24 protein-coding genes, 1 pseudogene and 1 riboswitch are annotated in these 25334 nt (G+C 73.2%); of the genes and pseudogenes, 13 read left to right on the top strand and 12 right to left on the bottom strand.

The window, feature by feature from the left end; all coding sequences use genetic code 11:
• A complete protein-coding gene (locus MRBLMG1_RS30375) occupies positions 1–561 on the top strand; it encodes a hypothetical protein (RefSeq protein WP_367827367.1) in 561 nt (186 codons plus the stop codon).
• A gap of 90 nt (positions 562–651) precedes the next feature.
• Here the strand turns inward: MRBLMG1_RS30375 and MRBLMG1_RS30370 are convergent, their stop codons facing one another.
• On the bottom strand, positions 652–1200 hold the full coding sequence (locus MRBLMG1_RS30370) for a MarR family winged helix-turn-helix transcriptional regulator (RefSeq protein ID WP_367827366.1): 549 nt from the start codon (positions 1198–1200) through the stop codon (positions 652–654).
• 85 nt (positions 1201–1285) lie between these two features.
• Here MRBLMG1_RS30370 and MRBLMG1_RS30365 point away from each other — a divergent pair, with 85 nt between their 5' ends.
• Both MRBLMG1_RS30365 and MRBLMG1_RS30360 read left to right on the top strand, forming a co-directional pair.
• A complete protein-coding gene (locus tag MRBLMG1_RS30365) occupies positions 1286–2509 on the top strand; it encodes an MFS transporter (RefSeq protein WP_367827365.1) in 1224 nt (407 codons plus the stop codon).
• A gap of 859 nt (positions 2510–3368) precedes the next feature.
• Positions 3369–5114 (top strand): DUF4132 domain-containing protein, encoded by a 1746-nt coding sequence (locus tag MRBLMG1_RS30360; protein WP_367827364.1) that lies wholly within the window; start codon positions 3369–3371, stop codon positions 5112–5114.
• Between the two features lie 24 nt (positions 5115–5138).
• On the opposite strand, the gene MRBLMG1_RS30355 is transcribed toward MRBLMG1_RS30360, so the two are convergent.
• On the bottom strand, positions 5139–6005 hold the full coding sequence (locus tag MRBLMG1_RS30355; protein WP_367827363.1) for an alpha/beta fold hydrolase: 867 nt from the start codon (positions 6003–6005) through the stop codon (positions 5139–5141).
• 125 nt (positions 6006–6130) lie between these two features.
• Here MRBLMG1_RS30355 and MRBLMG1_RS30350 point away from each other — a divergent pair, with 125 nt between their 5' ends.
• From MRBLMG1_RS30350 to MRBLMG1_RS30340, 3 genes are read left to right on the top strand one after another with little or no spacing between them, the layout of a single operon-like run.
• Complete coding sequence (locus tag MRBLMG1_RS30350) at positions 6131–6565, top strand: hypothetical protein (protein WP_367827362.1); 435 nt, start codon at positions 6131–6133, stop codon at positions 6563–6565.
• A 45-nt stretch (positions 6566–6610) separates the two neighbouring features.
• Positions 6611–7003 carry a thiol-disulfide oxidoreductase DCC family protein gene (locus tag MRBLMG1_RS30345; protein WP_367827361.1) on the top strand — a complete coding sequence of 131 codons (393 nt, stop codon included), beginning with the start codon at positions 6611–6613 and terminating at the stop codon, positions 7001–7003.
• Between the two features lie 10 nt (positions 7004–7013).
• Positions 7014–7775: a TetR/AcrR family transcriptional regulator gene (locus MRBLMG1_RS30340; RefSeq protein WP_367827360.1), complete on the top strand. Its 762-nt coding sequence runs from the start codon at positions 7014–7016 to the stop codon at positions 7773–7775.
• Between the two features lie 37 nt (positions 7776–7812).
• Here the strand turns inward: MRBLMG1_RS30340 and MRBLMG1_RS30335 are convergent, their stop codons facing one another.
• From MRBLMG1_RS30335 to MRBLMG1_RS30325, 3 genes are all read right to left on the bottom strand, one after another.
• Positions 7813–9366, bottom strand: a complete 1554-nt coding sequence (locus MRBLMG1_RS30335) for an ABC transporter substrate-binding protein (protein ID WP_367827359.1) — start codon at positions 9364–9366, stop codon at positions 7813–7815.
• A 194-nt stretch (positions 9367–9560) separates the two neighbouring features.
• Positions 9561–10919 carry a metallophosphoesterase gene (locus MRBLMG1_RS30330; RefSeq protein WP_367827358.1) on the bottom strand — a complete coding sequence of 453 codons (1359 nt, stop codon included), beginning with the start codon at positions 10917–10919 and terminating at the stop codon, positions 9561–9563.
• Positions 10920–10955: 36 nt separating this feature from the next.
• Complete coding sequence (locus tag MRBLMG1_RS30325; RefSeq protein WP_367827357.1) at positions 10956–11210, bottom strand: SCO4848 family membrane protein; 255 nt, start codon at positions 11208–11210, stop codon at positions 10956–10958.
• Between the two features lie 109 nt (positions 11211–11319).
• Here MRBLMG1_RS30325 and MRBLMG1_RS37415 point away from each other — a divergent pair.
• Positions 11320–12708 (top strand): annotated as a pseudogene (locus MRBLMG1_RS37415) (D-alanyl-D-alanine carboxypeptidase); the annotation flags it as partial.
• Here the strand turns inward: MRBLMG1_RS37415 and MRBLMG1_RS30315 are convergent.
• Entirely contained in the window at positions 12596–13642 is a 1047-nt protein-coding gene (locus MRBLMG1_RS30315) for a YihY/virulence factor BrkB family protein (RefSeq protein ID WP_367827356.1), read from the bottom strand. The pseudogene MRBLMG1_RS37415 and the gene MRBLMG1_RS30315 sit on opposite strands and share 113 nt — an antisense overlap.
• A gap of 209 nt (positions 13643–13851) precedes the next feature.
• Between MRBLMG1_RS30315 and MRBLMG1_RS30310 the strand changes: the two genes are divergently transcribed.
• Positions 13852–14607 (top strand): decaprenylphospho-beta-D-erythro-pentofuranosid-2-ulose 2-reductase, encoded by a 756-nt coding sequence (locus MRBLMG1_RS30310; RefSeq protein ID WP_367827355.1) that lies wholly within the window; start codon positions 13852–13854, stop codon positions 14605–14607.
• Between the two features lie 90 nt (positions 14608–14697).
• Here MRBLMG1_RS30310 and MRBLMG1_RS30305 read toward each other — a convergent pair whose 3' ends face one another.
• Entirely contained in the window at positions 14698–15294 is a 597-nt protein-coding gene (locus MRBLMG1_RS30305) for a 2'-5' RNA ligase family protein (RefSeq protein ID WP_367827354.1), read from the bottom strand.
• A gap of 94 nt (positions 15295–15388) precedes the next feature.
• Positions 15389–16402 (bottom strand): tryptophan--tRNA ligase, encoded by a 1014-nt coding sequence (trpS, locus tag MRBLMG1_RS30300; protein ID WP_367827353.1) that lies wholly within the window; start codon positions 16400–16402, stop codon positions 15389–15391.
• Positions 16403–16458: 56 nt separating this feature from the next.
• Between trpS and MRBLMG1_RS30295 the strand changes: the two genes are divergently transcribed.
• Both MRBLMG1_RS30295 and MRBLMG1_RS30290 read left to right on the top strand, forming a co-directional pair.
• Positions 16459–17055, top strand: coding sequence for an RNA polymerase sigma factor (locus MRBLMG1_RS30295; protein ID WP_367827352.1), 597 nt, complete (start codon positions 16459–16461; stop codon positions 17053–17055).
• On the top strand, positions 17048–17845 hold the full coding sequence (locus tag MRBLMG1_RS30290) for a hypothetical protein (RefSeq protein WP_367827351.1): 798 nt from the start codon (positions 17048–17050) through the stop codon (positions 17843–17845). Before MRBLMG1_RS30295 ends, MRBLMG1_RS30290 begins: the two co-directional genes overlap by 8 nt.
• Positions 17846–18028: 183 nt before the next feature.
• Here the strand turns inward: MRBLMG1_RS30290 and glyA are convergent, their stop codons facing one another.
• Positions 18029–19297, bottom strand: coding sequence for a serine hydroxymethyltransferase (gene glyA, locus MRBLMG1_RS30285; RefSeq protein WP_367827350.1), 1269 nt, complete (start codon positions 19295–19297; stop codon positions 18029–18031).
• Between the two features lie 64 nt (positions 19298–19361).
• Positions 19362–19452, bottom strand: a riboswitch (ZMP/ZTP riboswitch).
• 108 nt (positions 19453–19560) lie between these two features.
• Between glyA and rocD the strand changes: the two genes are divergently transcribed.
• Positions 19561–20766, top strand: coding sequence for an ornithine--oxo-acid transaminase (rocD, locus tag MRBLMG1_RS30280; protein WP_367827349.1), 1206 nt, complete (start codon positions 19561–19563; stop codon positions 20764–20766).
• Positions 20767–20867: 101 nt separating this feature from the next.
• Complete coding sequence (locus tag MRBLMG1_RS30275; RefSeq protein ID WP_367827348.1) at positions 20868–21563, top strand: polysaccharide deacetylase family protein; 696 nt, start codon at positions 20868–20870, stop codon at positions 21561–21563.
• Positions 21564–21639: 76 nt separating this feature from the next.
• Here MRBLMG1_RS30275 and MRBLMG1_RS30270 read toward each other — a convergent pair whose 3' ends face one another.
• Together MRBLMG1_RS30270 and MRBLMG1_RS30265 are read right to left on the bottom strand one after the other, a co-directional pair.
• Positions 21640–22824, bottom strand: coding sequence for a glutathionylspermidine synthase family protein (locus tag MRBLMG1_RS30270; RefSeq protein WP_367827347.1), 1185 nt, complete (start codon positions 22822–22824; stop codon positions 21640–21642).
• A 15-nt stretch (positions 22825–22839) separates the two neighbouring features.
• Positions 22840–23139: a hypothetical protein gene (locus tag MRBLMG1_RS30265; protein WP_367827346.1), complete on the bottom strand. Its 300-nt coding sequence runs from the start codon at positions 23137–23139 to the stop codon at positions 22840–22842.
• A 115-nt stretch (positions 23140–23254) separates the two neighbouring features.
• Between MRBLMG1_RS30265 and MRBLMG1_RS30260 the strand changes: the two genes are divergently transcribed.
• A complete protein-coding gene (locus MRBLMG1_RS30260; protein WP_367827374.1) occupies positions 23255–24127 on the top strand; it encodes a hypothetical protein in 873 nt (290 codons plus the stop codon).
• Positions 24128–24147: 20 nt separating this feature from the next.
• On the opposite strand, the gene MRBLMG1_RS30255 is transcribed toward MRBLMG1_RS30260, so the two are convergent.
• A partial coding sequence (locus MRBLMG1_RS30255) for a PLP-dependent aminotransferase family protein (RefSeq protein ID WP_367827345.1) occupies positions 24148–25334 on the bottom strand: 1187 nt, incomplete at its 5' end.

The following is a 25334-nucleotide window of genomic DNA, read 5'->3' as shown; positions in this document are numbered from 1 at the left end:
ATGAGCGAGCCGAATCCTTACGCGGACGGTGAGTACAAGTGGGGGCCAGGGCAGCAGGGCGGGACGCCCGGCACCCCGGCGTACGGGTATCCGCAGGACGCGACGCCCGGGTACGGCTATCCGCAGGCCGGGTCCACCCCCGCGGCCGGGGTGCCGTACCAGCCGACCCTGCCGGGCGGCGTGCCGATCCCGCCGCCGCACGCCCCCGCGGGATCGGGCGCGCCGCTGCTGAGCCTCGGTGACATCACCGTGGTCGGCGACCAGATCATCACCCCGGCCGGTCCGATGCCCCTCAAGGGCGCGGTGTGGAACGCGATGGACATGTCGCGGACCGAGGAGAAGATGCCGACCGTCGCGATCGTGCTCGCGATCGTGTTCTTCATCTTCTGCCTGCTCGGCCTGCTGTTCCTGCTGATGAAGGAGAAGTCCACGACGGGCTTCATCCAGGTCACCGTGACCAGCGGCGGACGGCACCACGCGACGATGATCCCGGCAACCGGACCGGACACCATCCACTGGGTCATGGGGCAGCTCAACTTCGCCCGGTCGCTGAGCGTCTGACGCTCTGTCGCCTGACTTCCCGACTTCCTGACGCACTGAAGCCCTGACCCGGTCGAGGCCCGGGGTCGCGGGGCCGACCGGGGCGCCGGGTCAGGCGTGCCAGTCGGTGTGGCCGCCCGACTCGGCCTCGACCATGACCCGGCGCAGCATGTCGTTGAGCAGGGTGCGCTCCTCGGAGGTGAGGACGCCGAGGAGGCGGTACTCCTCGTGGCCGAGGACGTCCATGGCGCCGAGCCAGGTCTCGCGGCCGGAGGCGGTGAGTTCGACGACGACCCGGCGCCGGTCGGTCGTGGACTGGGTGCGGCGGACGAACCCGCGCTTCTCCAGCGCGTCGAGGCGGCCGGAGACGGAGGCGGGGGCGAGGTCGAGGTCCTGGGCGAGTTCGGAGGGGGCGGCGCTGCCGCCGCGGCCGGCGAGCTTGTGCAGGGTGTCGAACTCGTGGCGTTCCAGGTCGAAGTCGACGAGGGACTGCTCCCTGACCCGGCGGAGGTGGACGGAGAGCTTCTTCATGCGGGTGACGGCGCCTTCGACGACCGGATCGAGGCCGGGCAGCACGGGCTGCCAGCGGGCGACGTGCTCGTCGGTCCAGTCACGCGGTTCGGGTGCGCGGGGGGCACGCGGTTCCTCGGGGAGCGCCATGGGGTGATCGTACGTCGGCGTGCGGGCCGCCTCACGGGGAAGTATTTCGTTGACGAATTATTCGACACCGAAATACTCTGGCCGCATGCCCGCCAGCCCCGAGCACACCCTCGCGCCCCCGGCCGCACCCCACCCCCTGCGCACCCGGTCCTTCCGCCTCCTCTTCACCGGACGGGCCCTCTCCCTCCTCGGCGACGCCGCCATCCCCGCCGCCCTCGCCCTCGCCGTCCTGGAGGCCACCGGCTCCACCGCGGCCCTCGCCCTCGTCCTGGGCTGCGCGATGGTCCCCAAGCTGCTCCTGCTGCCCGTCGGAGGCGTCGTCGGCGACCGCTTCGACGCCCGCACCGTCGCACTGGCCACGGACCTCGTCCGCTGCGCCACCCAACTCCTCGTCGGCGTCCAGCTGCTCGGCGGCACCCCGAGCCTCGCCGTCCTCGCGGTCGCCGAGGCCGTCGGCGGCGCCGCCGGGGCCTTCGCCATGCCGACCGGATCACCGCTGGTGAAGGGAACCGTGGCGACCGCCTCGCTGCACCGCGCCAACGCGGCGATGAGCGTCGCCCAGAGCGCCACCCGGCTCGCCGGGCCGGCCCTCGCGGGCACCCTGGTGCTGACCGTCGGACCGGGCTGGGCGTTCGTCCTGGACGCGGCCACCTTCGCCGTCAGCGCCCTGCTCCTGACGGCCGTACGGGTGGAGCGGGTGCCGATCCCGCGCCGCTCGCTCCGCGCCGACCTGGCCGAGGGATGGCAGGAGGTCCGCTCCCGGGACTGGTACTGGACGAGCCTGATCGCCCACAGCGCCTGGAACGGGGCCGCGGCCGTCCTGACGACCCTCGGACCCGCCATCGCCGTGCACCGGCTCGGCGGGGCCGCCACCTGGGTCGTCCTCCTCCAGACCGGCGCCGTCGGCTTCCTCCTCGGCGCCCTGCTCGCCGACCGGTTCGCCCCCCGCCGCCCGGTCCTGACCGCGAACCTCGGACTCGCCACCTACGCGCTCCCGCTGGTCCTCCTCGCCGTCTCCGCGCCCGCGCCGGTGACCATCGCCGCCTACGGGCTCGCCCAGGCGGGGCTCGGATTCCTCTCCCCCGTATGGTCCACCGCCGTCCAGCGGGCGATACCCGACCACGCGCTCGCCCGCGTCACCTCCTACGACTGGCTGCTCTCACTCGCCGCGATGCCCCTGGGCTACGCCCTGGCCCCCCTCGCCGCCTCCGCCTGGGGACCCGAAGTCCCGCTGCTCGCCGCCGCGGTGGTCGTCGGCGGCTGCTGCCTGGGCACGGCGCTGGTCCCCGGGGTGCGGCGGTTCAGGTAGGGCGGTCGGCGGCTGTCAGTGGGGTCCTCTACCGTCGTCGCATGGTGGTTCGGGTGGGGAGCACGGGGCTGTACGACGGCCTGGACGAGGGCCTGGACGAGGCGCTGGGGCGGGCGAGGAGCGGAGTCCCGGGCGCGCTCGGGGAGTTCCTCGACTCCCTTGACGCGGAAGGGACGCGCGCGGCCGCGCTCGCGCTGCACCGCCGGGTGTGCCGGCGGTCGGACGAGGAGGTGGCGCGGCCCGCGCTTGCCGCCCTGGCCCGCCGGGACCTCGGCTGGTCGGTCGCGGAGGCGGACCTCCTGCTCGCCCGGCTGCTCGGGAGGGACGCGGAGGTCGCACCGCACGAACTGCGGGCTTCGTTCCTCGCCTTGGTGCCGATCGCCCTCGCGGCGGCGGACCAGGCCGGGGACTTCGACCGGCCCCGCCTGCGGGTCCTGCGCGCGATGGCCGAGGCCCTGCGGGTCTACCGGGCCGACGAGTTCAGCCTGCTCCGGGACAGGATGGACGACCTGCTGCGGCGCGAGGTGCGCGTCGATCCGGGGCTGCTGCCCCGTCATGTCCTGGACGGTCTCGACGACTACGGCCCGGCGATGCGGTCCGCGCACCGGGACCTGCTGGCCGGCGCCGAGGTGGCGGAGTTCCTCACGCACTGCGCCCGGATGGACCGGCCCCGGGCGACCAAGGCGTGGCGGAAGGAGTCCGCCGCCCGGCTCGCGCGGGCCGAGGCCGGGGCGGAGGTGGTGCGGCGACTCCTCGAAGGGATCGCCGCGCAGCCCGCGCACCTCGTCAACGACCCCGATCCGTACCGGGCGGGGATACCGACCCTGGCCGACGCGGCCAACACCTCTCTGGTCAGAGGGTGCTGTGGGCGGCACTCGACGTGGACGCCGACTGGGTGGTGCCGCTCGTCGGGGCCGTCGCGCTCCACGCGGGTACGGGGCTCGGCGGGTCCGGGGGCACCTGCCGCAGTCAGCCGCTGGCGACCGCGGCCGTCGCCGTGCTCGGCGAGTGCGGGGGCGCGCGGGGCGAGGAGGCCGTGCAGTGGCTCGGGAGGCTGCCGAAGCGGGTGCGCAACCGCACGGTGGCCAAGGGGATCGCCAAGGCCCTCGAAGCCGTCGCCGCGCGCTCGGGCGTCACGCCGTCGATGCTCCGCGAGCGCGGGGTGCCGACGCTCGGGCTCGACGGGCGCGGGATCCGGGAGGAGGCGCTCGGCGCGTACACGGCGGAGCTCGCGGTACGGGAGCCCGGCACGGTCGTGCTGACCTTCCGCGGCCCCGAGGGGCAGGTCCTGAAGACCGCGCCCCGGGCCGTCCGGGAGGGGCACGCGGAGGCCCTCCAGCGGGTCAGGGCCGGGCTCAAGGAGCTCCGGGCGCTCGTCGCCGCCGAGCGGTCGCGTCTTGAGGAGCACCTGGCGGCGGGGACGCGCCGGCCGGCGGAGGACTGGCAGCGGTACTACGTGGACCATCCGGTCACCGGGGCGGTGGCCCGGGCCCTCCTCTGGGAGGTCGCGGAGGACGGCCCGGAGGACGTTCCGGAGGACGGCTCGGAGGACGGCGACGGGCGGTGGACGGCCGGGCTGCCCGAGCGGACCGGGGGCGGCTGGGCGCTCGCGGGTGCGGACGGCACCGCCCGCCCGGTCGGCCCGGGTGCCCTGCTGCGGCTGTGGCATCCGCTGCGGGCCGACGCGGACGAGGTGGCCGAGTGGCGGGCCGAGGTGGCGGTGCGGGAGGAGCGGCAGCCGTTCAAGCAGGTGTTCCGCGAGGTCTACCGGCCGCTTCCGGAGGAGCCGGCGGCCGGCTCGTACACGAACCGCTTCGCGGGGCACGTGCTGCGGTACGGGCAGGCACGGGCGTTGATGGCCGAGCGCGGCTGGGCCGGTGACCACCTGGGGTACTTCTCGGACGGCGCGTCCTCGGAGATGGTGAAGGAGCTGCCGGTGCCGGGGAACCTCCCGGCCGGCGCGGGGACCCACTGGCGGGCGCGCTTCTTCGTGGAGCTGGTCGACGAGGGGGTGAGCCGCGACGGGGTGGCCCTGCTCTGCGCGACGGACCGGGTGCGGTTCGAGCGCCGGTCCGGCGCGGCGGGCGCGCGGGGTGCCTGGACGGAGGCCGTCCTCGCCGACGTACCGGCGCTCGTGCTGTCCGAGGCGCTCCGGGACGTCGACCTGTTCGTGGGCGTGGCGTCGATCGGTGCGGACCCGGACTGGCGGGACCGCGGGGAGGACCGCACCCACGACGGGTACCGGGAGCGCTGGGCGTTCGGCGAGCTGTCGGAGCCGGCCCGGATCCGGCGCGAGGCGCTGGCCCGGCTCCTGCCGCGGACCGGGATCGCGGACCGGGCGGAGCTGACCGACCGTTTCCTGCGGGTCCGGGGCGAGGTGCGGGCGTACCGGATCCATCTGGGCTCGGGGAGCGTGCTGATGGAGCCGTCGGACACGTACCTGCCCGTCGACGCGGACCGTGCGGCGCGGGACGGCGGGAGGGTGTTCCTGCCGTTCGAGGAGGACGGCGGGATGCTCTCGGTGATCCTGTCGAAGGCCGTCCTGCTCGCCGCCGACGACCGGATCACCGATCCGGTGCTCGCCGCGCGGATACGGCGGGGCTGAGGCCGGGCCCGCCCGCGCGGCGGGTCAGCGGGCCGCGGCCTCGGCGCCCACCGCGTCGGCCGGGTCGGTCGCGCCGGTCACGTCTCCCGTGTCCGTCGCTTCCGTCGGTTCCGTCGTCCCTGTCGTCCCCGCCGTCTCCGCGAGGAAGGCGATGAGCAGGCGGGCGGTCTCCTCCGGGCGCTCCAGGGCGGGAAGGTGGCCGGCCCAGTCGAGTTCGAGGGAGCGGGCGGCGGGGAGGAGGCCGGCGAGTTCGGCGGCGACGGCCCGGAAGTCGGGCAGGTCGTGGGCGCCGACGGCCACGAGGGCCGGCACCTGGATGCGGGCGAGCTCGTCCTTGGTGACCCCGGGGTTGACGGGGTGGTGCGCCTCGGGGGCGGCGAGCTGGACGTCGAAGATGTGCCGCTGCGCCTCCCGGACGAGGGCGCGGTCGGCCGGTCCGGCCTCGGGGCCGACCCAGGTGTCGACGTTGAGCTCGACGGCGGCGTCGATGTCGCCGGCCTCGATCATGGCGTCCTCGCGGGCGCCCCAGGCGCGCAGTTCGGCGCTGGGTTCCATGCCGGGGATGCCGGAGCCGAGCAGTGCGAGGGCGGTGACCCGGTCGGGGTGACGGGCGGCGAACTCCAGGGCGACGCGGCCGCCGAAGGAGGAGCCGACGACGGCGGCGCGGTCGGCTCCGAGGTGGTCGAGGAGGTCCCGTACGTCGTCGGCGTGGGTGTGCGCGGCGTCCATCGGGCTGTCGCCGAAGCCGCGGAGGTCGCAGCGGACGACCCGGTGTCCGGCCTCGGCGAGTGCGGTGAACTGTCCGTCCCACATCCGGCGGTCGCAGACCCCGGAGTGCAGCAGGACGACGGTCGAAGGGCCGTGTCCGGCCAGGTCATGAGAGAGCGTCATTCGACCGACCCTACGTGCCGGACAAACCTTTGGCCATCGCTATTACCCCGGCCGCTTGAACACGTTCAAAGATGGGTCTACAGTCATACCCGTCAGCTTTTGAACGTGTTCAAGGGAGGTGGGGCATGGACCTCACTGTCGTCGCGTACATCGCCTACCTGCTGATCAGCGTGGCCCTCACCATCTGGGTCGCACGGACGCTCAGCCGCAACGGGAAGATCTTCCTCGCGGACGTCCTGCACGGGAACGAGAAGCTCGCGGAAGCGGTCAACCACCTCCTGGTGGTCGGCTTCTACCTCGTCAACTTCGGCTTCGTCGCGCTCTATCTGAGCCAGGACGACGCCGTCCTCGACGCCCGCTCGCTCTTCGAGGCCCTGTCCGTCAAGCTCGGCGTCGTCCTGCTGGTCCTCGGCGTCATGCACCTCGGGAACGTGTACGTGCTCAACAAGATCCGCCGGCGCGGGGTCATGGAGCGCGAGCAGGTGCCGCCGGTCGGCCCGCAGGGCTGGACCGCGACCCCCCGGGGCGGCCCCTGGGCCCCGCCGGCACCCCAGCGCTGAGCGGCGGGAGACACCGTGCCGGCCCCGACCGCGCCGAGGACCCCCGTGGGTCACCTGACCGTGCTGTACGACGCCGAGTGCCCGCTCTGCGTGCACCTCAGGCACTGGCTGCTGCGCCAGCGGCGGCTCGTCCCGCTCGACCTCGTCCCCGCCGGGTCGCAGGAGGCGATGCGCCGCTTCCCCGACCTCGACCACGCCGCCACCCTGCGGGAGATCACCGTGGTCGGGGACCGGGGCCAGGTCTACCGGGAGACCGCCGCCTGGATCGTCTGCCTCTGGGCGCTCGCCGACCACCGGCCGACGGCCCACTGGCTGGCCACCCCCGCCGGGTGGCCCTTCGCCCGGGCGACGGTCCTGGCGGCGGCGAAGTGGCGCGCGGCCCTGAAGGGCCCGTCCTGCGGGGACGGGCCCTGCGAAGTGCCCGGTACGCCCGGATAGGCTCGGCCCCGTGAAGGACGTGAACGAAGAGAAGAAGGCCGACGACAAGAAGGCCCCCAAGAGCGAGCAGACCCGCACGCTCATCCTCGAGACCGCGCTCCGGCTGTTCAAGGAGCGCGGTTACGACAAGACGACGATGCGGGCCATCGCGCAGGAGGCCGGGGTCTCCGTCGGCAACGCGTACTACTACTTCTCGTCCAAGGAGCACCTCGTCCAGGGCTTCTACGACCGGATCGCCGAGGAGCACCAGGCCGCCGTCGAGCCCATCCTGGAGGGCGGCGAGAAGGACCTCACGGCACGGATCCGCGGGGTCTACCTCGGCTGGCTGGACATCGCGGAGCCGTACCACGAGTTCGCGGCCCAGTTCTTCAAGAACGCCGCCGACCCGGACAGCCCGCTCAGCCCGTTCTCGCCCGAGTCGGAGGGCCCGCGCGAGGCCGCGATCGAGGTGCACCGCCGGGTCATCTCCGGAGCCTCGGTGAAGGTCGACCCGGAACTGAGGGAGGCCCTCCCGCAGTTGCTGTGGCTCCAGCAGATGGGCCTCGTGCTGTTCTGGGTGTACGACCGCTCCGAGGGCGCGGCCAACAGCCGCCGCCTGGTGGAGCGCCTCGCGCCGGTCACCGCCCGCGCGATCTCCCTCTCCCGCTTCCGCATCCTGCGCCCGCTGGTCAAGGAGACGCACGAGCTGCTCTCCGACTTCATGCCGACGGCAGCCGGAATGGCGGCCTCCGGCATGCCCAAGCGGGCCGCCGCGAAGTCGCCGAAGGCCTAGGACCCGTCCGGAGGGCGGGTCCTAGGCCTGGTGGGGACTAGATCCAGATCAGTTCCCACAGGCGCCAGATGCCGGTGCCGTCCGTGAGGTACTGGGAGCCGGCGACGGACTCCGTGGAGAGGACGTAGTCCTTCTTCTGCCACAGCGGGAGGAGGGGGACGTCGGTGGCGACGACGTCCTGGATCTCCCGGAAGTCGGCGGTGGCGCGGGACCGGTCGCTGTACTGCTGCGTCGAGGAGATCAGCGAGTCGATGTGCTTGCTGGAGAAGCCGTTGTGCAGCGTGTTCTGCGTGCCGACGAGCGGCGCGGTGAAGCTGTCGGAGTCGGGGAAGTCGGGGAGCCAGCCGACGGTGTAGGCGTCGTAGGCGCCGCGCGCGTACCCCTTCTGGAAGTTCTGCCAGGTCGCCTCGATGACCTCGACCTTGAACAGGCCGGTCTCTTCCAGCTGCTTCTTGATCTCGGCGGTCTCGGCCGCGTAGGTGGCGTCCTTGCGGAAGCCGAAGGTGAACTTCACCGGCTTGGTGATGCCGGCCTCCCGCAGGATCCGCTTCGCCTTCTTGGCGTCCGGCGCCGGGTCGACGTCGTAGAACGCGGTGCTGTGGCCCACGAACCCCTGGGGGATGAGGGAGTACAGCGGCTCGACCGTGCCCTTGTAGGCGCTCGTGGTGATCGCCGGGCGGTCGATGACGGCGGCGACCGCCTGCCGGACGGCCTTGTTCGCCATCGGCGAGCCGGGCCGCACGTTGAAGTTGATGTTGCGGATCTCGGCGCTCTCCGCCTCGGTGACGCGGGTCCCGTCCCCGGTCTCCAGGGTCGACAGGTAGTCCGGCGGGAGCTGCCGGTGCGTCACCTGGACCTCCTTCGCCTTCCACGCGGCGGCGAGGTCGGTGGACTGGCCGAAGTACTTCACGACGATCGGGCGGCCGGTCTTGGTGACGGCGCCCTTGTAGTTCGGGTTGGGTTCGAGGCGGGCGGACTCGCCCTCCTTGTACTCCTTCAGGACGTACGGACCCGAGCCGTCCACCGCGTTGCCGGCGCGCAGGGCCTTCGCCGGGTACTGGCTGCTGTCGACGATCGACCCGGCGCCCGTGGCCAGCTTCAGCGGGAACGTGGCGTCACGGCCGCTCAGGTTGAACGTGACGTTGCGCCCGTCGGCCGTGACGCTCTTGAGCGTCGGGAACAGCGGCTGAGGGCCGACGTCCGTCTTGATCCGCAGCATGCGCTCGAAGGAGTACTTGACGTCCTCGGCGGTCACCTTCCGCCCGTTGGAGAACGACAGGTCGTCGCGGAGCGTGCACTGGTACGTCGTGAGCCTGGTGCCCACGAACTTGCAGCTCTCGGCGGCGTCGGGGACCGGGGCACTGAAGCCCGGCTTGAACGTCAGCAGCGACTGGAAGACGTTGCTGTACATGGCCCATGAACCGGCGTCGTAGGCGCCGGCCGGGTCCAGTGAAGTGACCTCGTCGGTCGTGCCGACAGTGATCGGATCGGTCCGGCCGTCGTCGGAGGGCAGTAGTTGCCAGCCCCCCACTCCGGCGGCCACCAGTACTCCACAAGTGATGAGGATCCGCAGACGGACCGTCGACCGCATTGCCGTGCTTCCTTCATTTGGTGCCACCCCAGAAGCGACGAACCCCCGATCACGCCGCGATGGCGTCATCCCATCACACCGGTTTCACAAGTGGAAGAGAAAACTTTCACACGACAGGTATATGTCCGGGATATGAGAATTTAAGTCGATGAGCAGCACGTATCGGTCTCGCAGCAGGGAGTGACCGGTACCGGTTAGGCCTGTTTCGAGGCGAGTTCGACGATCGTGATGTCGGACGGCGCCCCGACCCGGACCGGCGGCCCCCACGCGCCCGCGCCCCGCGAGACGTACAGCTGCGTGTCGCCGTAGCGTTCGAGCCCCGCGACGGTCGGGTTGGCCAGTTCCGCGAGGTACTCGCCCGGCCAGAGCTGGCCGCCGTGCGTGTGCCCGGAGAGCTGGAGGTCCACGCCGTGGCGCACCGCGTCGTGGACGACGACCGGCTGGTGCGCCAGCAGGACCGCGGCACGGGCCCGGTCGCGGTCGCCGAGGGCCCGAACGAAGTCGGGGCCCTGGCCCTCGCGTTCCCCGGCCACGTCGTCGACGCCCGCCAGGTCGAAGCCCGCCGCGATCTCCACCCGCTCGTTGCGCAGCGGGCGCAGGCCGAGTTCGCGGACGTGGTCGACCCAGGCGTCGGCACCCGAGAAGTACTCGTGGTTGCCGGTCACGAAGAACGAGCCGTGACGGGCCCGGAGCCGGGCGAGCGGCTCCGCGGCCGGGCCGAGGTTCTCGACGGTGCCGTCGACGAGGTCGCCGACGACCGCGATCAGGTCGGGCTGGGCCGAGTTGATCGTGTCCACGATCCGCTGGGTGTGCGCGCGGCCCAGGATCGGCCCCAGGTGGATGTCCGAGACGACCGCGATCCGGTACCCGTGCGCCGCCCGCGGCACCTTGGCCAGCGGGACGGTCACCCGCTTGAGCCGCGGGCCGCGCAGGACGCCGTACGTGCCGTACCCCACGGTCCCGATCGCCACGGCGGCCGCCGACCCGGCGACCACCCGCGAGACGAACAGGCGCCGCGAGACCTCGGCGGGGCCGGGCCCCTCCACCGGCACCGTCACCGTCACCGGCGCGGATACGGGCTCCGCCGGGTCGCCGGCCGACGCCGGTACGGGCTCCGCCGGGTTGCCGGCCGCCGGTGGTACGGGCTCCGCCGGGTCGGCGGCCGATGCCGGTACAGGCTCCGCCGGGTCGGCGGCCGATGCCGGTACGGGCTCCGCCGGGGCCGCGGTCGCCGCGCGGCGGGTGAGCCAGGCGCGCAGGGCGGGGCGGACGGCCTCGCCCACGGCCAGCGCCAGGGTCACGTAGAGGAGCACGGCCAGCCACAGGAACCCCGGCCAGGCGACGGCCTGCTGGAGGACGAAGGGGGCGCCCGCGCGGGCGGAGACCAGCGCGGCGAGCGAGAGCAGCGGCAGCGCCACCAGGACGGCCGTGCCCAGGCGGCGCGGCACGCTCCCGGGCGCGGTCACGTCCCGCACGAGGCGACGCCACACGTACCAGTGGACCGTGCCCAGCAGCGCGAGGACCACGACCAGGACCAGCAGGAAGGCGACCACGCCCCGAACCCCCTTCTTCGAGCGCCGTGCGGACGGTCAGACGGTGTGACCGTCGTCGCGGCGCCCGGCGCGCACTCCGCGCAACCCGATCACCCCGATCACCGTCCCCAGGACAAAGGACGTGACGGCGAGCAGCAGATGAACCCAGAAGTAGGCCGTCGGGTCGCCCGCGTCGTCGAACGCGAGGCCGCTCCCGTCCTTCCAGAGGTTCTTGACGAAGGTGATCCAGATGAACCAGCTCCACACCCCGAAGGCGAGCAGGAACCAGGAGACGCGGCGGCTGAGCTTCATGGCCCCAGTATCACCGTCCGCCTCTCCGGCCCCGCGTCCGGGTGGACGAGCCCGGACGAACCGCCCGGTGGGGTTCGGATACCTGTTCCGTACCTGTACGTTCTCGACCGTGTCTGCTTCGAAGAAGACCGCGTGCGCGGTCGCCGCTGCCGTGCTCCTGCCCCTCGTCACCGGCGCACCTCCCGCCTGGGCGGACGACAAGGACAAGCAGCCCAAGCCCCCCGCCGCGATGTCCGGGCTCGGCGGCCCGCTGCTCGGGCAGCCGGGCACGCAGGTGAAGCTGGGCCCCGGCGCCCCCGTGCTGCCGAAGGAGCTGTCCGGGCGCTCCTGGATCGTCGCGGACGCCGAGACCGGCGCCGTCCTCGCCTCGCACAACGCGCACTGGCCGCTCGCCCCGGCCTCCACCCTCAAGATGCTCTTCGCGGACACCCTGCTGCCGAAGTTCCCCCGGACGCAGAACCACCTGGTCACCAGTGCGGACATGGCCGGGATAGGAGAGGGTTCCAGCCTGGTCGGCATCAAGGAGAAGCAGACCTACAGCGTCCACGACCTGTGGCTCGGCGTCTTCCTCCGCTCCGGCAACGACGCTGTCCACGTCCTGACCAGCATGAACAACGGCCTGAAGCAGACCGTGGCCGACATGAACGACCGCGCGGCCGAGCTCCAGGCGCTCGACACGTACGTCGTCACCCCGGACGGCTACGACGCCCCGGGCCAGGTGTCCTCCGCGTACGACCTGACACTGATCGCCCGCAGCGGCATGCAGAAGCCGGACTTCCGCGAGTACGCCGCCACGCCGCGCGCCGCCTTCCCCGGCGAGGCCAAGCCGGGCAAGAAGCGCGAGACCTTCGAGATCCAGAACACCAACCGGCTCCTCACCGGCGACCTCGGCGTCGCCCCGTACCAGGGCATCGCCGGGGTCAAGAACGGCAACACCACGCACGCGGGTGCCACCTTCACGGGCGTGGCCGAGCGGAACGGCAAGGTACTGCTCGTCACCGTCATGAACCCGTCCTCGAAGGAGCAGCACGCGGTCTACCGGGAGACCGCCCGGCTGCTCGACTGGGGCTTCGCCGCGTCCGGGAAGGTGACACCGGTGGGCGAGCTCGTGCCGCCGCGGTCGGCCCGTACGGAGTCGGCCGCCCCCGACGACGGCACGGCGCCGGCCCCGGCCCCCGGCAAGAACGCCCCGGCCGAGACCGCCGCCGCGGGCAAGTCCGGCGGTGTCGGCATCGCGCTCGGCGTGGCGGGCGGCGTCCTGGTGCTCCTCGCCGCCGCGGTCTTCCTCGTCAACCGCCGCTGGCCGCTGGCCGCGTCGGGGGCACTCCGCCGCCGCTCCCCGGACGACCGGAAGGCCACGGAGAGCGAGGAGGCCCAGGCGACCGCTACGACCGAGGAGACCGGGGAGGCTCAGGAGACCGGGGAGGCTCAGGAGTCTGCGACGGCTCAGGAGTCTGCGACGGCTCAGGAGTCTGCGACGGCTCAGGGGTCGGCGACGGCTCAGGAGGCTCCGGGGTCGGGGAAGCCCCTGGAGTCCGGGACGGCTCAGGGGACTCGGACGTCGGGGAAGCCTCCGACGTCCGCGAAGACGAACCCGTAGCCGTCCAAGCCGCGCAGTACAGCAGCAGTTTCGCGGTGAAGTTGATCCACAGCAGCAGGGCGACCGGGACGCCGAACGCGCCGTACATCGACTTCGCCGCGACCCCCTTCATGTAGCCGCCGAGCAGCAGCTTGAGCAGCTCGAAACCGACCGCGCCCATGAGCGCCGCCACCACGAGCCGGCGCCGGGGCGGTTGGACCCCGGGCAGCAGCGTCAGCACGTACAGCAGGATCAGGAAGTCGGCGACGACGCCGACGAGGACGGCGGCGGCCTGGAGGAGGAAGCCGCCCGCCCCGTCGCCGGAGATGCCGATCCGGTCGGCGCTCCAGCCGACCGCGGTGGAGCCGAGCCAGGACGCGGCGAGCGAGGCCAGGGCGACACCGCCGAGTCCGACGAGGATGAGCGCGTCCTTGCCCTTGAGCAGGACCGGGTTGCCCTCGATGTCGTCGAGCCCCCACACCGCGCGCAGGCACTCCCGCATCGAGCCGATCCAGCTGACGCCGGTGACGAGCAGGATGGCGCCGGCGACGAGTCCGATGGTGCCCGCGTTGGCGACGAGGCCCCCGATGTCGAGCTGGTCCGAGATGCCGGGCACCTGGTCCGAGACCTTCTCCTCGATCCGGTCGAGCTGGTCTTCGGAGAGGAGCGCGGCACCGATCGCTGCGGCGACGGTGATCAGCGGGAAGAGCGCGAGGAAGGAGAGGAAGGTGATCGCTGCGGCGAGCCGGCTCCAGTGGGCCTCGGCGAGCGTCTCGTACGAGCGCCACGCGTGGGTCCGCATCAGTCGGGTGGCCGCGGGGCCGATGACGGGGAGCTTGGTCAGCCAGTCCATGTCGTACGCATGCCCCTTGATCCGAGAGATGACCTGAATACGAGAATCCCCCGCCGCGGCGCGCAGAACCACGACCGACATCCCGGAGCAATGCCGCCATATGCGACAGAGGCGGCTATACGGTCACCCCCATGGCTGTCGCGAACGGCTCCCGTTCGCCCCTCGGCCCGGACCTGTCCCGCCGTCCCGCCCCCTGAGGAGCACCCACCATGAAGGACGCATCCGGCCTCCCGCAGTCCCTGCTCGTCCTCGGCGGCACCTCCGAGATCGGGCTCGCGACCGCCCGCCGGCTGATCGCCCGGCGCACCCGGACGGTCTGGCTGGCCGGCCGCCCCTCCCCCGCCCTGGCGGCCGCCGCGGACTCGCTGCGCCGGCTCGGGGCCGACGTCCGCATCGTGCCGTTCGACGCGCTCGACACCGAGTCGCACGAGGAGCGGCTCGGGAAGGTCTTCACCGAGGGCCCCATCGACATGGTGCTGCTCGCCTTCGGGGTCCTCGGCGACCAGGCGCGCGACGAGTCCGACCCGGTCGCCGCCGCCCGGGTCGTCCAGACCAACTTCACGGGCGCCGTCTCGGCGGGCCTGGTGTGCGCCGGTGCGCTCCAGGCGCAGGGGCACGGCTCGCTCGTCGTGCTCTCCTCGGTGGCGGGCGAGCGGGCCCGCCGCGCCGACTTCATCTACGGCTCGTCGAAGGCGGGGCTCGACGCGTTCGCCCAGGGCCTCGGGGACGCGCTGCACGGCACCGGCGCGCGCGTCATGGTCGTACGCCCCGGGTTCGTGCGCTCGAAGATGACCGCCGGGCTCCCGGCCGCGCCCCTCGCCACGACCCCGGAGGCCGTCGCGAGCGCCATCGAGCTGGGGCTGCGGCGCCGCTCGGAGACGGTCTGGGCGCCGGGGGCGCTGCGGATGGTGACGGCGGCCGTACGACACCTGCCGAGGCCGCTCTTCCGGCGCCTGCCGGTGTGACGGGCGGGGGCGGGGTGACGGGCGGGGGCAGGGTGGCGGCAGCCTGCCGGTGTGACGGGCGGCTGCCGGTGTGACGGTCGGCGGGGGTGGTCAGCCCGCGGGGGTGGCCGCCGGGGCGTCGACCGGGCTGCCGCCCTGGCTGGGGACGGCGGGAATCGGGCGGCCGCTGCCGAACTGGTAGTCGTACAGCTTCCGCCACACGCCGTCCGGGCCCTGCTCGTACAGGGCGAAGGAGCGGCAGGTCCAGGCCGCCTCGTAGCCCGCGAGCTCCTCGAACGCCCGGTCCATCCCCTCCTCGGAGATGCCGTGCGCCACGGTGACGTGCGGGTGGTACGGGAACTGGAGGTCGCGCACGAGCGGCCCGGCCTCGTCCCGGATCCGGTGCTGGAGCCGGTTGCAGGAGGCGACGCCCTCCTTCAGCTTCACGTAGACGACCGGCGACAGCGGGCGGAACGTCCCGGTGCCCTTCAGGCGCACCGGGAACGGCTGGTGCTCGGCGGCGACACCGGCCAGGTGCGCCTCGATCGCCGGCAGCCGCTCCTCGGCGACCTCGGTCGGCGGGACGAGCGTGACGTGCGTGGGAATGCCGTACGCGGCAGGGTCCCCGAAGCCGGCGCGCCGCTCCTGGAGCAGGCTGCCGTAGGGCTCCGGGACCGCGATCGAAACGCCGAGCGTTACGGTCCCCACGTCGTTCTCCTCCGTCGTCGGTCGACTTGTGTGCGGTGGTGGTGCAGCCGCCAGTGTGCGGCCTGCACCACCCTCGTGGCCAGGGTCCTTGGACTCAGTGCTTGGCGGGCAGGAAGCCCATCCGGTCGTACGTCCGGGCCAGCGTCTCGGCCGCGACGGCCCGTGCCTTCTCCGCTCCCTTGGCCAGGACCGAGTCCAGCGTCTCCGGGTCGTCCAGGTATTCCTGGGTGCGGGCCCGGAAGGGCGTGACGAAGTCCACCATGACCTCGGCCAGATCCGTCTTCAGCGCGCCGTACATCTTGCCCTCGTAGCTCTTCTCCAGATCCGCGACGGAGGTGGACGTGAGCGTGGACATGATCGTGAGCAGGTTGGAGACGCCGGCCTTGTTCTCCGGGTCGAAGCGGATCACCGTGTCGGTGTCGGTGACTGCGCTCTTGACCTTCTTCGCGGTGACCTTCGGGTCGTCCAGGAGGTTGATGAGGCCCTTCGGCGTGGAGGCCGACTTGCTCATCTTGATCGTCGGGTCCTGGAGGTCGTAGATCTTCGCCGTCTCCTTGAGGATGTACGGCTTGGGGATCGTGAACGTCTCGCCGAAGCGGCTGTTGAAGCGCTCCGCGAGGTCGCGGGTCAGCTCGATGTGCTGGCGCTGGTCCTCGCCGACCGGGACCTCGTGGGCCTGGTAGAGCAGGATGTCGGCGACCTGGAGGATCGGGTACGTGAACAGGCCCACCGTGGCGCGGTCGGCGCCCTGCTTGGCGGACTTGTCCTTGAACTGGGTCATGCGGGAGGCCTCGCCGAAGCCGGTGAGGCAGTTCATGACCCAGCCGAGCTGCGCGTGCTCGGGGACGTGGCTCTGGACGAAGAGGGTGCAGCGCTCGGGGTCGAGGCCGGCCGCGAGCAGCTGGGCGGCGGCGAGCCGGGTGTTCGCACGCAGCGCCGCGGGGTCCTGCGGGACCGTGATGGCGTGCAGGTCGACGACCATGTAGAAGGCGTCGTGGGTCTCCTGGAGGGCGACCCACTGGCGGACGGCGCCGAGGTAGTTGCCGAGGTGGAACGAGCCTGCGGTGGGCTGGATTCCGGAGAGCACGCGGGGACTGTCAGAGGCCATGCACATCATTCTCTCAGGTGTGGGAACCGATCCCCGTCGACCGGTGTATCAAGAGTGTGAGGACGCGGGAGGGGGGCCTGGTCGACGACGAGGCCGTGGTGATCGCACGGGTGCGCGCCGGGGAGCCGGAGGCGTACGCGGAGCTGGTCCGCGCGCACACGCCGGTGGCGCTGAGGGCGGCGGTGGCGTGCGGCGCAGGTCCTGAGGCCGAGGACGTGGTGCAGCAGGCGTTCTTCAAGGCGTACCGGTCGCTGGGGCGTTTCCGGGAGGGTTCGGCGTTCCGGCCGTGGCTGCTGCGGATCGTCGCCAATGAGACCAGGAACACAGTGCGCTCGGCGGGTCGGCAGCGTGCCGTCCACGACCGGGAGGCGGATCTGCTCGGCGCCGAGCCGCTGATACCGGAGTCGGCGGACCCCGCGGTCGCGGCCGAGGAGCGGGAGCGGAGCCGGCGGCTGTGGGAGGCCCTGGACGGTCTCGCCGAGGACCACCGGCAGGTGGTGATCCACCGCTATCTCCTGGAACTCGACGAGACGGAGACGGCCGTGGCCCTCGGCTGGCCGAGGGGGACGGTGAAGTCCCGGCTGAGCCGGGCGCTGAAGAAGCTGGGACGCGTGCTGGACCAAGGCACGGAGGGAGGTGGGGGGCGTGGCTGACGAGGGTCTGCCGGACGAGCTGAGGGAGCTGGGGCGGCGGCTGCGGGTGCCGGACGTGGACGGCGAGTCGATGGCCGAGCGGGTGCTCGCGCAGCTCCTCGCCGAGCACGTGCCGACGCCGGTGCCGGAGCCTTCGCCGGTCCGGTCGCGGTGGTGGGCATCGGTGCGCGGACGGGCGCGCGAGCGGTGGCGCGCGCTGGTGGCGGGGTTCACCGGGGTGCTGATCGTGCTGGCGCTCACCCCGCCGGTGCGCGCGACAGTCGCGGACTGGTTCGGCTTCGGCGGGGTCGCCGTGCGGTACGACCCGGACGCGCACGTGCCGGCCGGCGGCGCGGTGCCCGGCTGCCCCCGGCCGGTGCCCCTGGCGGACGCCGGGCGGCTCGCGGGCTTCGAGCCGCTGATACCGGAGGCGCTGGGCGCGCCGGACGCGGTCGTGGTGACGGGCTCGGCCGCGCGGGGCCGGGCGGTGATCGGCCTGTGCTGGCGTGACGGGGAGCGGACCGTCCGGCTCGACGAGTTCCCGGCCCGCCTGGACATCGGCTTCGCCAAGCAGGTGCGGACGCCGCCCCAGTGGGTGGACCTCCCGGACGGCGGGCAGGGCTACTGGTTCGCCGCCCCCCACCTGCTCACCTTCCCGATGACGGACGGCGCCGGCGCGGCCTGGACCCATGAGGTCCGCACGGCGGGCCCCACGCTCCTCTGGACGAGGAACGGGGGCGCCCTCACCTTCCGCCTGGAAGGCATACCGGACCTGGAACGGGCCCGCCGCACCGCCGAGTCGACGGGCTGACGGGCGGACGGGCCGGGGGTCAGGCGCCGGGCCGTGAGTCAGGGCGCCGGGGCGGGGGTCAGGCTCCGGGCGCCGCGGGTCAGGGCGCCGGGCCGCGGGTCAGGGCGCCGGGCCGGGGGTCAGGCGCTCCGGGCCGTGAGTCAGGGCGCCGGGCCGTGGGGGGCGGTCCGGGGCGTGGGGTGGTCAGGTCGGGAGGCCGGGGGCCGGGTAGGCGGTCATGAGGTCGGAGACCTCGGCGCGGAGGGCGAGGAGGGCGTCCTCGTCGCCGGTGCCGGCGGCGGTGACACCGCGGTCGATCCACTCGGCGACCTGGGCCATGTGCTCCGTGCGGAGGCCGCGGGAGGTGAGGGAGGGGGTGCCGATGCGGATGCCGGACGGGTCGAAGGGCTTCCGGGTGTCGTAGGGGACGGTGTTGTAGTTGACGACGATGCCCGCCCGGTCGAGGGCCTTCGCGGCGATCTTGCCGGGGACCTGCTTGGGGGTCAGGTCCATCAGGATCAGGTGGTTGTCGGTGCCGCCGGAGACCAGGTCGAAGCCGCGCGCGAGGAGCGCCTCGGCGAGGGCCCTGGCGTTGGCGACGACGGCGTGGGCGTAGTCGCGGAAGGAGGGCTGGGACGCCTCGCGCAGGGCGACGGCGATGGCCGCGGTGGTCTGGTTGTGGGGGCCGCCCTGGAGGCCGGGGAAGACGGCCTTGTCGAGCGCCTTGGCGTACTCCTCGCGGGACATGAGCATGGCGCCGCGCGGGCCGCGGAGGGTCTTGTGGGTGGTCGTGGAGATGACGTCCACGTGCCCGACCGGGGACGGGTGGGCGCCGCCGGCGATGAGGCCGGCGATGTGGGCGACGTCGGCGACGAGCACGGCGCCGGCTTCGCGGGCGATCTCGCCGAAGGCGGCGAAGTCGATGGTGCGGGGCAGCGCGGTGCCGCCGCAGAAGATGACCTTCGGACGCTCCTTGAGGGCCAGTTCGCGGACCTCGTCGAAGTCGACGAGGCCGGTGTCGTGGCGTACGCCGTACTGGACGCCGCGGAACCAGCTGCCGGTGGCGGAGACGCCCCAGCCGTGGGTGAGGTGGCCGCCCATCGGCAGGGCCATGCCCATGACGGTGTCGCCGGGCTGGGCGAAGGCGAGGTAGACGGCGAGGTTGGCCGGGGAGCCGGAGTAGGGCTGGACGTTGGCGTGGTCGACGCCGAAGAGGGCCTTGGCGCGCTCGACGGCGAGGGTCTCGACCTGGTCGATGTTCTGCTGGCCCTCGTAGTAGCGGCGCCCGGGGTAGCCCTCGCTGTACTTGTTCTGGAGGACGGTGCCGGAGGCTTCGAGCACGGCGGCGGAGACGTAGTTCTCGCTGGGGATGAGGCGCAGGGTCTCGCCCTGGAGCTGTTCCTCGGCGCCGACGAGGGCGGCGAGTTCGGGGTCGGCCGCGGCGAGGGCGGGGTGCTGCTGCGGGGTGGTCATGGTGATGTCCTCCGGGCGTTCGGCGGAACGGTCCCGGGGCTGAGGTGCGCACGGGACCTGGGGCCCGTGATGCCCAGGCGAGCGGCACCTCGTGTGGTGGAGCGCGCGCGGCTCCCCCGGGGTCGCTTCCCCGTACGCCAGTCGCCGTGCGTGTTTCCACAGTAGCGGGCGCGCCGTCGTCGAGGTTTCCCCGTCCGGCATCCGAGCGACGATAAGAAAGGGGCCACACGTACCCCCCGAGCCGCAGGACGAACGGAGATCCCGTGTCGAGGACAGAAGACGCGATCGCTTCCGCGGACGCGCACAGCGCGCACAACTACCACCCCCTTCCGGTCGTCGTCGCCTCGGCGGACGGCGCCTGGATGACCGATGTCGAGGGCCGCCGCTATCTCGACATGCTCGCCGGGTACTCGGCGCTCAACTTCGGGCACGGCAACCGGCGTCTGATCGACGCCGCGAAGGCGCAGCTGGAGCGGGTGACGCTGACGTCCCGGGCGTTCCACCACGACCGCTTCGCCGAGTTCTGCGCGCAGCTCGCGGAGCTGTGCGGGAAGGAGGCCGTGCTGCCGATGAACACGGGGGCGGAGGCGGTCGAGACGGCCGTGAAGACCGCCCGGAAGTGGGGCTACGAGGTGAAGGGCGTGCCGGACGGGCACGCGAAGATCGTGGTCGCCGGGAACAACTTCCACGGCCGGACGACGACGATCGTCAGCTTCTCCACGGACCACGAGGCACGGGACCACTTCGGCCCGTACACGCCGGGGTTCGAGATCGTGCCGTACGGGGACCTGACGGCCCTGGAGGCGGCCGTCACGGAGAACACGGTGGCGGTGCTGCTGGAACCGATCCAGGGCGAGGCGGGGGTGCTCGTCCCGCCGGCCGGCTATCTGGCGGGGGTGCGGGAGCTGACGCGCCGGCGGAACGTGCTGTTCATGGCGGACGAGATCCAGTCGGGCCTGGGCCGGACGGGGCGGACGTTCGCGTGCGAGCACGAGGGCGTGGTCCCCGACGTGTACGTCCTGGGGAAGGCGCTGGGCGGCGGGGTGGTGCCGGTGTCGGCGGTGGTCGCCGACCGTGACGTCCTCGGGGTGTTCCGGCCGGGTGAGCACGGCTCGACGTTCGGCGGGAACCCGCTGGCGTGCGCGGTGGCCCTGGAGGTGATCGCGATGCTGCGGACGGGCGAGTACCAGGAGCGGGCGGCGGAGCTGGGCGAGCACCTCCACGCCGAGCTGGGGCTGCTCGTGGGCGGTGGCGCGGTGGAGGCGGTGCGCGGGCGGGGCCTGTGGGCCGGGGTGGACATCGTGCCGTCGCGGGGCACGGGCCGGGAGATCTCGGAGCGGCTGATGGAGCGCGGGGTGCTGGTGAAGGACACGCACGGTTCGACGATCCGGATCGCGCCACCGCTGGTGATCTCGAAGGAGGATCTGGACTGGGGTCTGGAGCAGTTGAGGGCCGTCCTCTCGGAGTGACGGCGTCCGGTCGAGGGCGGTGGGCGGCGCGTGCGCGCGGGGCGCGGACGGGGCAACTCGGACCATTGACACGGGAGTTGGTCTAGGCCAATGATGCGGCCATGCCGAGACTCCGTCTGCGTCACGCCGTGCGTGCCGCGCTCGCCGCCCTCGTCCCCCTCGCGCTCCTCGGCGCGGTCACGGGACCCGCGCACGCCGCCCCGGAGGCGGCCTGGCCCGAGCCCGTCCCGGTGGTCTCCCACGTCGAGACCACCGACCCGGTCGTCTTCATCACCATCGACGACGGCTGGAACCACGACCCGGCGGCGGCGCGGCTGCTGCTCGACCGCCGGGTGCCCGCCTCGCTCTTCCTGCTCCCCGGCGCCTACGCGTACGACTCCGGCTACTTCCACACCCTGCTCGACCAGGGCCGCTCCCGGGTCGAGAACCACAGCGTCGGCCACCCGGACCTGACCACCCTCGACGCCGCCGGCCAGCGGGCGGAGGTCTGCGGGGCCCGCGACCGGCACCTGGCCCAGTTCGGCGACGGGCCGCGCCTGCTGCGCCCGCCGTACGGCGCGTACGACGGGACGACCCGGACGACGGCCCGCGCGTGCGGCGCGAAGGCGCTGGTGACCTGGACGTACGACCTCACGACCTGGGGCCCGTGGACCCCGCCGGCCCCGCGGCTCAAGGCGGGCGACATCATCCTGCTGCACTTCAACGAGACGGTGACGCAGGACCTGGAGCGGGCCCTCGGCCTGGCCGAGGCGGCCGGCCTGACGCCCGCGCCGCTCAGGGAGTACGTCCCCGAGTAGGCCCCGGGGAGCACGTGCGGGCGTGCGGGCGGGTGCGCGGGTGTGCGCCTCAGAGGATCATGTGCGGGCGTGCGCCTCAGAGGATCACGTGCGGGAGGAAGCGGGCGTACTCGTCGGTGACGGGCCCCGCCGACTCCCGTATCCCGAGCCCCGCCGCCTCGTCCTCGACGACCCACGCGCCGAGCACCACCCGGTTGCCGTCGAAGTCGGGCAGCGGGGCCAGTCCCTGGTAGCAGCAGGCCTCCCCGTCCCGTACGAACGGCTCGGTGCCGGCCTCGTGCAGGGTGACGCCCGCCCCTTCCCGGCCCAGCAGCGGCTTCGCGACCCAGCCGGTGGTGGTGGCGAGTTCGCGCGGGCCGTCGAGGTAGGCGGGGAGCAGGTTGGGGTGGCCGGGGTACAGCTCCCACAGGATCGCGAGCAGCGCCTTGTTGGAGAGCAGCATCTTCCAGGCGGGTTCGATCCAGCAGGTGGTGCCGGTGCCGCCGCCGTTGTCGAGGGTGTCGAGGACGTGCCGGCCGAAGCGGTCGGTGGTCAGCCACTCCCACGGGTAGAGCTTGAAGCAGCTGCGGATGAAGCGGAGCCGGTCGTCCACGAAGCGGCGCGCGAGCCGGTCCCAGCCGATCCGCTCGACGGAGAGCGCCTCGGTGGCGAGCCCGGCCTGCTGGGCGGTCTCGCGCAGGTACGCGACCGTCATCAGGTCCTCGCCGAGCTCGTCGCCGTCCGAGTGCGCGAAGTGGAGGGGGCCGGGCGGCAGCAGGTGGGCCTGCCGCTTCCAGGCGTCGACGAGCCGTTCGTGGAGGGAGTTCCACTGGTCGGCGCCGGGGAACCGTTCCTCCATCCAGAACCACTGCGGGCTGGCGGCCTCCACGAGCGAGGTGGGAGTGTCGGCGTTGTACTCCAGCATCTTCGCCGGGCCCGTGCCGTCGTAGCGCAGGTCGAACCGGCCGTAGAGGGAGGGAAGTTCGGCGCGCCGACGCCACGACTCGGCGACCAGGCCCGCCAGCTTCGGATCGGTGATGCCGAGCTCGGCGAACCGGTCCCGCTCGACGATGTGCGCGGCCGCCGCGAGGCACATCGCGTGCAGCTCCTCGACGACCTCCTCCAGGGCCTCGACCTCGGGCAGGGTGAAGGAGTAGTACGCGCTCTCGTCCCAGTACGGGCGCAGCGAACCGTCCGGGTAGCGGGTCAGGGGGTAGACGAGTCCCTGCTCCTCGACCGTCCGCTGCCAGTCGGGGCGGGGCTCGATGGTGTGCCGTTCCATGGTGTCGCGTCCGCCTCAGCCGCCGCCGGTGCCGGAGCAGCCGAAGCCGCCGGTGTCGACGGCGGTCTTGTCGAAGCTGCCGCCGCTCACCTTCCTGTCGCTGACGGAGCCCCCGTAGTAGTACGAGCCGCGGTGGGTGCCGCCGTTGCTGTCGTCGTCACCGCCGCCGCCGCTCTGGCACTGGTAGCTGGGCAGCTCCTCGCGGGTCAGCGGGTCCACACACCGCCTGTCCGGATCCGAGCCGCACGCGGTGATCGTCGCCGCGAGCACACCCATCCCACCGAGCACCACCGTGCTCGACCTGAGCCTGCGCATGTCCGTCGCCCTCCCCTTCGCGGTCGCGTCCGTCGCGGTCGCGTCCGTCGCGACCGCACAGTGTAGGCCGGTGGTTTCCGGCCTCAACCCCTAGAGTCGTTTCGTGCTTCTCGGGATGATTTGTGCGCTGGCCTCGTCCGTCTGCTTCGGCGCGGCCTCGGTGTTCCAGGCGATGGCGGCGCGTGCCGCGGAGCCGGGGACGGGCAGCGGGGTCGACGTCGCGCTGATGTGGCGGGCCCTGCGGCAGTGGCGATATCTCGCCGGTCTCGGCATGGACGGCCTGGGGTTCGTCCTGCAGATCGTGGCGCTGCGGACGCTTCCCATCTACGTGGTGGGCGCGGCCCTCGCCGCGAGCCTGGCGGTGACGGCGGTGATCGCCTCGCGGGTGCTGCGGGTGCGGCTCAAGCGGGTGGAGTGGGCGGCGGTGGCCGTGGTCTGCGTGGGACTCACGATGCTGGCCCTCGCGTCCGGCAGGGAGGGCCACGGGGACGGCTCGGAGGCACTGCGCTGGGCGCTGCTCGTGGTCGCGTTCGGGGTGCTGCTGCTCGGCGTGGTGGCGGGCCGGCTGCCCCAGCGGTCCCGCGCGCTCGTCCTCGGCCTGGGCGCCGGCTTCGGCTTCGGGGTGGTCGAGGTGGCGGTCCGGCTCATCGACGGCATCGACCTCACCGACCCCGTCTGGTACGCGCTCCTCGTCGGCGGCGGCGCCGCGTTCCTCCTGCTCACCTCCGCTCTCCAGCGCGGCTCCGTCACCACGGCGACGGCCGGCGCCGTGCTCGGCGAGACCATCGGCCCCGCGATCGTCGGCGTCGTCTGGCTCGGCGACCGCACCCGCGAAGGCCTCGGCTGGCTCGCCGTCACCGGCTTCGCCATCGCCGTCGCCGGGTCCCTCACCCTGGCGCGCTTCGGCGAGCCGCCCGCGGCGGAACCGGCCCCGGGGCAGGAGCGGGGCGTGGAGCCGGCTCCGGAGCGGAACCCGGGCACGCCCTGACCCCGGGGGTCGCGGGCGGGTCAGGGCAGGACCCGGCACAGGGCGCGCAGGGCGCCCTGCCAGCCGCTGTCCGGAGGTGTGGCGTAGCCGACGACGAGGCCGTCGAGGGTGGGGGCCACGGTGGGCCGGCGGAACTGGTTCACGCCCTGGACGGCCAGGCCGTGCCAGGCTGCGGCGCGCAGGACCTCCTGCTCGGTGCCCGGCGGGAGCGCCAGCACCGCGTGCAGCCCGGCCGCGATGCCGCTGACCCGGGTCTCGGGCGAGTGCGCGGCCACGGCCGCCACCAGCTGGTCGCGGCGGCGCCGGTAGCGCAGCCGGCTCGCCCGCACGTGCCGGTCGTACGCTCCCGACCCGAGGAACTCCGCGAACGCCAGCTGGTCCGGCGCGCTCGACACCCAGTCCACGGCCCCCTTCGCGGCCGCCACCTCGCCCGTCAGCTCCTCAGGCACCACCATCCAGGCGAGGCGCAGACCGGGCGCGAGGGACTTGCTCGCGGTGCCCAGGTACACGACCCGCTCGGGATCGAGGCCCTGGAGCGCGCCCACCGGCTGCCGGTCGTAGCGGAACTCCCCGTCGTAGTCGTCCTCCAGGACGAAGCCGCCCGAGGCGCGCGCCCAGTCGACGACGGCGGCGCGCCGGTCCGGCGGCAGGGCGCCGCCGAGCGGGAACTGGTGGGCGGCCGTCATGAGGACGGCTCCGGCGGCGCCGAACCCGTCCTCCGTCAACTCCTCGACCCGGGTGCCCCGTTCGTCGTACGGCAGCGGCGGAATCCCGAGCCCGGCGCGGTCCAGGAGGTCCGCGTGGATGTCCAGTCCGTACGACTCGACCGCGACCTCCCGCACCCCGCGCGCCCGCAGCACCTCGCTCATCAGCATCAGACCGTGCACGAACCCCGAGCAGACCACGATCCGTTCGGGGCGGGCGTGGACGCCCCGCGCACGGGAGAGGTACTCGGCCAGCGCGGTGCGGAGTTCGATCCGGCCGCGCGGATCGCCGTAGCCGAAGGCCTCGTTGGGCGCGGCGGTGAGCGCCCGCCGGTACGCCTTGAGCCATTCGGCGCGCGGGAAGGCGGCGAGGTCGGGGGTGCCCGCCTTCAGGTCGTGCGCCGGCGCACCGGGGCGCCGGCCGACCGGTGGCGGGGCGGGCCTGCGCGCCCCCGGCGGCGGGGCGGGGGCCCGGGGGCACGGCCAGGCGGGGGCCCGCGGGC

Source organism: Streptomyces sp. LMG1-1-1.1 (assembly GCF_040815545.1).
GTDB lineage: Bacteria > Actinomycetota > Actinomycetes > Streptomycetales > Streptomycetaceae > Streptomyces.
Note: the sequence above shows the minus strand (reverse complement) of the source record. Positions and strands in the feature narration are given on the sequence as shown.